Source organism: uncultured Methanofollis sp., assembly GCF_937919355.1.
Lineage (GTDB): Archaea > Halobacteriota > Methanomicrobia > Methanomicrobiales > Methanofollaceae > Methanofollis.
In genome coordinates this window covers 1-6,534 of the sequence record NZ_CALFSA010000057.1, presented here as the reverse complement: position 1 = coordinate 6,534, position 6,534 = coordinate 1, and the positions used below count along the sequence as shown (strand labels likewise).

The window sequence follows — 6,534 nt, the reverse complement described above, 5'->3', positions numbered from 1 at the left end:
TTTTTGCGGTATCGACCGCAATCAAGGGCTTCAGGAAATTTTCCGCTTTTTTTCCGTTCTCCAAGAATAATACTGACTTGAGTACGAACTGGTGAACCCCGATGAATCGATCGTGGTTATGAAGATTATGTTCCCTCATGATATCCATCAGATCAACAAGTTGAACCGTATCTCGGTAGTCCTCTCCGATGATCTCCTGAAAATGATGAGAAAAATCAGTTGAGAGTCTTAGCATGTCGTGATCAGCGATTTGAGAAGTGGTAAATACCTTGAGTTCGATAGTCTCTACATCGGTACCTTCGGTAGAGGTACCGTTTGCCGTGTTGATTGTTTCTTGAGTCATAGAAGTCATCTCGAAACATTGAGAGTCTGTATAGACTCTCTGTAATCACGGTATAGACAGTTATTTACAATTTTTGTAAGTCTTAGTGACTATACCGTATTTGTAGAGCACTACAATACAAAACAGAGCACACATGCCGTCTATGAGACAAAAAAGACATATGCCGTGCTCTGTATTAGAACACTGTAAGCGTGTTTCGCACAAAGATATCCACAAAGGGTATCATCGCACTGGTTGAGTATAGGTTTTCTTGGAGTATTTACAGGGAGCATGGCCCAAAAATCCATCGGATTTTAAGAACAGTTGCCGATTTATCTATCTACCCTTCGTTCACCAACAAAGTGATGTTTTGGGATAACCTCTATATCAAAGATATCCAAAGCAGGCAAAGTTCTGAGTTTCCATTGCTCGTAGGTTTTAACGAGCGTCAAAGACTTCAAGAAGGTTAGAAAAATCGCTGGTGGCCTTAGAAAGTCAAGAAGACAATGGGATTTTGGCTAAAAATCCCGAGGGGGGAGGAAAGCCTGCCCTCTCCGCCGGCGTGAAACTTTTTTTCGCCCGGCACACCCTGCCGGCGGTCATGTCTCGTTCCCCCTCCGGAAAAACTTGAACGCTTCCATCACGACGACGACGGCGGCGACGGCAAGGCAGGCAGACCACTGCTCCAGGGTCACCGGCGCAAGGCCGAGGAGGTCCTGCATCACGGGGACGTGGAGGGAGAGGATGTGCAGGCCCTGCATCAGGACCACGCCGAGGACCAGCACCGTGTTGTCCCGGAGCGGGACCCTGAAGAGAGAGCGGTACTCGGAACGGCAGTTGAAGGCATGGAAGTTCCCGAAGAGGACCATCAGGAGGAGGAGCAGGTTCCGGGCCATCGTCTCCTCGACGCCGCTGGCGGTCAACCACCAGAAGGCGGAGAACGCCGCGACACCGACGGTCATGCCGGAGAGGAGGGTCTCCCTCACCATCAGGCCGTTGAAAATGCCTTCTGCAGGGTCACGCGGCCTCCTCTGCATCGCACCTTCCTCGCCGGCCTCGAAGGCGAGGGCGACCCCCTGGATGCCGTTCGTGACAAGGTTCAGCCACAGCAGTTGCACGGCAAGGAGGGGGATGGGCAGGCCGGCAAGGAGGGCCAGGATGAAGAGGACCACCTCGGAGAGGCCGGCGGAGATGAGGAGGTAGGTCACTTTCCGTATGTTGTCGTAGGCGAACCGCCCCTCCTCGACCCCGGCGACGATGGAGGAGAAAGTGTCGTCGGTGACGATCAGGGCGGCGGTGTCCTTCGCAACGTCTGTCCCCGACCCCATGGCCACCCCGATGTTCGCCCGCCTGAGGGCCGGGGCGTCGTTGACGCCGTCGCCGGTGACGGCAACGAAGTGGCCGCGGCCGACGAGAGCGTCCACGATCTCCATCTTCTGGACAGGACTCACGCGGGCGAAGACGCGGGTGCGACCGATGGCGGCGGCGACCGACGGGGATCCGGGGCCTCCCATCTCGTCCATCTGCCGGCCTGTCATCACCTCGTCCTCAGACCGGGCGATATCGAGGTCGCGGGCGATGGCGAGCGCGGTCCGGGGATGGTCGCCGGTGATCATCACCACGTCGATGCCGGCACCGTGGGCCACACCGACTGCCTCCTTCACGTCGGGTCTGAGGGGGTCGATGAACCCGACAAGGCCGAGGAGGGAGAGGGACGGGGCCGCGGCCGGGAGGTCGGGCGCACCCTCCGGCGGCGACGGGACCCGGCCGTCGGCCACGGCCAGGACGCGATACCCGTTCTCCATCAACCACCCGAACGACTCGTCGACGGTGGCGGCGTCGAGGGGGACAGGCCCGTCGGCCGTGGTCATGGTGGCGCAGTACGGGAGGACCACCTCCAGCGCCCCTTTCACGGCGACGCCGGGACGGGTGTCGGCGGTGTCCCCGATGTCACGATAATAGACCGCGGCATACATGCGCTCGGATTCGAAAGGGACCTCGGCGACCACCCGGACGGAGTTCCTGACCCTGTCCGGGTCGAGTCCGGTCTTGTACGCCAGGGTGAGGAGTGCCACGTCCATCGCATCGCCATAGTGCACCCAGCGGCCGTCTTCCTGGTAGAGAGAGCCTCCGTTGCAGATCACCGCGGTCCGGGCGAGGTGCCGCACGGCGGCGGCGAGGGCCGGGGGGAGGGGGGGCACCGCACCGTCCGGGGTGTAACCGGCGCCGCTCGCCTCGACCCGCTCGCCCGGCGGGACGACGACGACCCGTGCGGTCTGCTCGTTGACGGTCAGGGTCCCGGTCTTGTCGGTGGCGATGGTGGTGCAACTCCCCAGACTCTCGACGGCGGCAAGTTTGCGCACAATGACGTTGCGCCGGGCCATCCGGGATGAGGCGATGGAGAGAGCGACGGTGATGGCCACGGGGAGGCCCTCGGGGATGGCCGCGACCACCAGGGCGACGGCCAGGAAGAAGACCTCCACCGGCGGGACGCCCCTCGAAAGGGCGGCGAGGGCCATCACGAGGCTTGCGGCGACGATCAGGAGGCCAACCTTCCGGGAGAAATCTTCCATCCTGATCAGGAGCGGCGGCTTTGCCGATTCGGTCCCGGAGACGGCACGGGCGATCGACCCCACCTCGGTCACGGTGCCGGTCCCGGTCACCGCTCCGCAGCCGCGGCCTGTCACGACAGTGCTCCCCGCATAGGCCATGTTGGTCCGGTCGCTCACCGGGGTGTCTTCGTCCAGGACACCGACGGCTTTCTGAACCGCCGCCGACTCGCCGGTGAGGAGAGACTCGTCGACGGTCAGGTTGGCCGCGTGCAGGAGCCTGATGTCGGCGGGGACGCGGTTGCCCGTGTCCATGAGTACGAGGTCGCCGACGACGAGTTCCTCGGCAGGGACGGTCTGCCAGCGGTCGTCCCGCCGGACGCGGGCGGTCACCCGGAGGAGACCCTGGAGTTCCAGGGCGCTCTGTTCGGCCTTCCACTCCTGGACCGCCCCGATGACGGCATTGATGACGACGACGAGGATGATGAACGCGGCGTCCTTGATGTCGCCGATCAGCACGGAGATGACCCCGGCGATGAGGAGGATATAGATGAGAGGGCTTTTCACCTGGTGGAGGACTATCCCGGAGATTCCGGGGGGCCTCGCCGCGGGCAGGGCGTTCGGGCCGTCGCGTTCCTGCCGTCGGGCGACTTCCTCCCGCGAGAGGCCGCGGCCGCTGGTGCCGAGTCGCGTGTGGACGTCCTCGATGGACAGGGAGTGCCAGGGCACGCCCGCAGGGGGTTCTGACGTGTCTCTCACGGCCTTTCGTCCCTCCGCACCGTGTGCGGATCACACTCCCTGGACGCTTGCCGCGGTATAAAGTCTATCCCCGGGCGGCGACGGCGCACGGGCGATATCCCGGAATCTCCCCGCGGTCACGGGGCGATCCAGATCATGACCACGAGGCCGATGAGGTAGGCGAAGGGGTAGAACCAGACCATCACCCTGTCGATCTTCTCGGCGGTCTCCTTCTGCTCGAGGGTGGCGAGCCATTTCAGGTAGAGGTTGTAGATCACGACGAGGCCGCTGACAATGAAGGTGGTGATCATGACCGAGTCCAGGAAGGTGCGGTAGCCGAGGCGCGGCAGGTCGCCTGCGATCGTGAAGTTGAAGGCGATGAAGAGGAGGAGGTTGGCGCTCGCCACGTCGGCCCTCTTCCCGTAGTCCCTGAGCAGGAAGGTCACCCAGGCGAGGAGGATCAGGATGAGGACCGGGGCGAAGATCCGGAAGATGTAGTAGGTGAGGTGGCGCTGTGCCTCGAAGTCGAAGGAGAACCGGGAGAAGGTGTTCTCGATCCGCGTGGAGGTGACGTTGGTCCAGTACCGCGTGATGTACCACTCCTCCTCGCCGAGTTGCGTGCCGACGACGGTCCGCCCTTCCCAGTCGGCGTAGACGAAGTATTCCTCGGGGTACAGGGCGTCGACCCTGAGGAAGAAGTGCTGGGTGTCGAAGGGGAAGGCCCGGAAATCGAACTCAGGGGCCTGGAGGGTCACCCAGAAGCGCTCGAAGTAGGTGGCCGTACCGTCGGGGAAGACCTGGACGAGCCTGTTCTGGGTCCAGCGGTTCCCCTGCTGGTTGTTGATGGAAAATTCGGGCCACCGCGTCCCTTCGGCCTTGACGAAGTCTTCGACGCTCCGGTAGATCTTGTAGGGACAGTGGCAGGTGTCGGGGCTGAAGGCGAGGGCGGGGTCTTTCCAGGTGAACATGAGGTTTGCGACGACGCCGTAGTTCTCGCTCTTCTGGTCGACGTCGGTGATCTGGTCCAGTTCGACGGCGGCTTTTACGACGATGGGCGGGAGTATGACGGTCCTGCCGCCGGGTCCGGCGGTGCCGGCGAGGACGGCGGGTTCGTTGAGGCCGACGAGGAGGCGGTAACTGCTCTCCGCCGCGGGGTCGGCGGCGGGGTTGCGGGAGACGGTCAGTCTGCTCCCCCGCGTCTCCGAGTCTGCGGTGTACTGGAGGGAGGCGTTCTTTGCGGGCGCAAGGAGGTTGGCGCTCCTGACGGGTTTGTCGCCGTAGTCGGCGAGGACGAGGGCGGGGGCGGGGGCGAGGTCGCCGCCGGTCGTCTCGATATACGCGTAGACGGTGTCGCCGGGGAAGAGGTCGGCGAGGGTGAAGAAGGTCGAGGTCCTGTTCGCCGTGAGTGTGCCGGTCACTTCGGCGACGCCGACGCGGCCGGTCAGCCTGTCAGGGACGGCGACCCCGCCCTCCCGCCGCGGGGGGGTGACGTCGAGGGTGACCTCATAGTCGCCCGAGGTGTCTTCCATGGGGGTCCCGGCGGCGAGGAGGACGTAGTCGCCGCTCTCCGGGACAGTCCAGGTGAGGGCGGCGGCATAGCCTGTGCCGCTGTCGTCGTCCCACGCATAGAAGAGGTCGTCGGCGATCGCGGGGATGGCGACGAGGGGGTCGGTGGCATGGGCGAGGGCGGTCTCGACTGTCCGGTCGTATCTCTCCCTGAACTCTTCCTCCAGCACTTCGGGGCCGCCGATGGCGAGGAAGGGGTCGAGGTTTCCCGAGGTCCGGTTCATGGCGACGGTGAGGGTCTCGCCGGCCTCAAGGCCGGGGAGACTGTAGACGGCGACGGCATCGTTCTCGATCGTGCCGGCGAGGACCTGGGGCCCGGCGGAAGCGGGGACGGTCAGGAGCGCGAGGGCCATGAAGAGATATGCCAGCGCTCTCCCCGGGTCGGCCATGGGGAAGTGGATACAGGGGCCGGGATTAAAATGTATCTCCGTGTGCCTGTCGGTCCGCCTCACCCTGTCTCGACGAGCACCGCCCACCGTGTCGTGAGGTACCCGGCGACGGTGGCGACGGCGACGGCCGGGACGACTGTCCACTGGAGGACGACCATCGCCACGAGGAGGACGACCACCCAGGGCGCCTTCAGCACGGCGACGGTCATGCCGGCCATGGCGGCGGGGACGGCGATGGCGAGGGGGACGGCGGGGACGAGGAGGTTTACGGCCATGCCGAGGGTGCCGCCGGCGAAGAAGAGGGGGAAGACGGGGCCGCCCTTGAAGACGGTGGCCATGCACCAGGTGCTGGCGAGGATCTTGACGCCGACGAGGGCGAGGAGCATGAGTCCGCCCATCGCCGCACCGCCGGCGAGGACTTCCCTGAACTCGGTCTGGCCGGAGAAGAGGACGACGGGGGCGATGGTCCCGAGGATCCCGAGGCCGACACCGCCGATCACGCCCCTGAGGAGGTGGCGGCCGGCGAGGGGGGAGAAGAGACGGTGGAGGACGTGGTAGGCGGCGATGAAGGCAACGCCGGCGGCGCCGCCGAGGAGGCCGAGGGCGGCGGCGGAGACGAGGTCGAGGAGGGCGAAGGCGTACGGGGGGACGGGGTAGAGGGCGCCGGCAGGGCCGGTGAGGAGGACGTAGACGCCGAACCCCACGAGGCTCCCGAGGATGCCGGCCGTCGCGAGGTCGCGGACCCGTTTCGCCATGCCCCGCAGGCGGTCGCCGGCGGCGGTGCCCATGCCGCCGCCGAGGTCGATGGCGGCCACTTCAGGCCCGAGGCTTGCGCCGGCGATGAGGGAGAGGTAGACGGTGAGGAGGGCGACGGGGAGGTGGTCGGGCTCGAACCTGCCGGTCTCCCGGAACTCCGCGATCGCTTCCTGGAGGAGGGCGACGTGGTCGCCGAAGAGGTGGAGGCAGAGGC

The 6,534-nt window shown here is 64.6% G+C and carries 3 protein-coding genes and 1 pseudogene; all 4 read right to left on the bottom strand.

Translation table 11 applies throughout. The features are described 5' to 3' along the window. A pseudogene (locus Q0520_RS02770) lies at positions 1 to 202 on the bottom strand (IS5/IS1182 family transposase); the annotation flags it as partial. Positions 203 to 921: 719 nt separating this feature from the next. Further along, positions 922 to 3,630: an HAD-IC family P-type ATPase gene (locus Q0520_RS02765; RefSeq protein ID WP_298666295.1), complete on the bottom strand. Its 2,709-nt coding sequence runs from the start codon at positions 3,628 to 3,630 to the stop codon at positions 922 to 924. A gap of 116 nt (positions 3,631 to 3,746) precedes the next feature. Further along, positions 3,747 to 5,564, bottom strand: coding sequence for a hypothetical protein (locus tag Q0520_RS02760; protein ID WP_298666292.1), 1,818 nt, complete (start codon positions 5,562 to 5,564; stop codon positions 3,747 to 3,749). Between the two features lie 59 nt (positions 5,565 to 5,623). Continuing rightward, on the bottom strand, positions 5,624 to 6,534 hold a 911-nt coding region (locus Q0520_RS02755), incomplete at its 5' end, for a chloride channel protein (protein ID WP_298666290.1).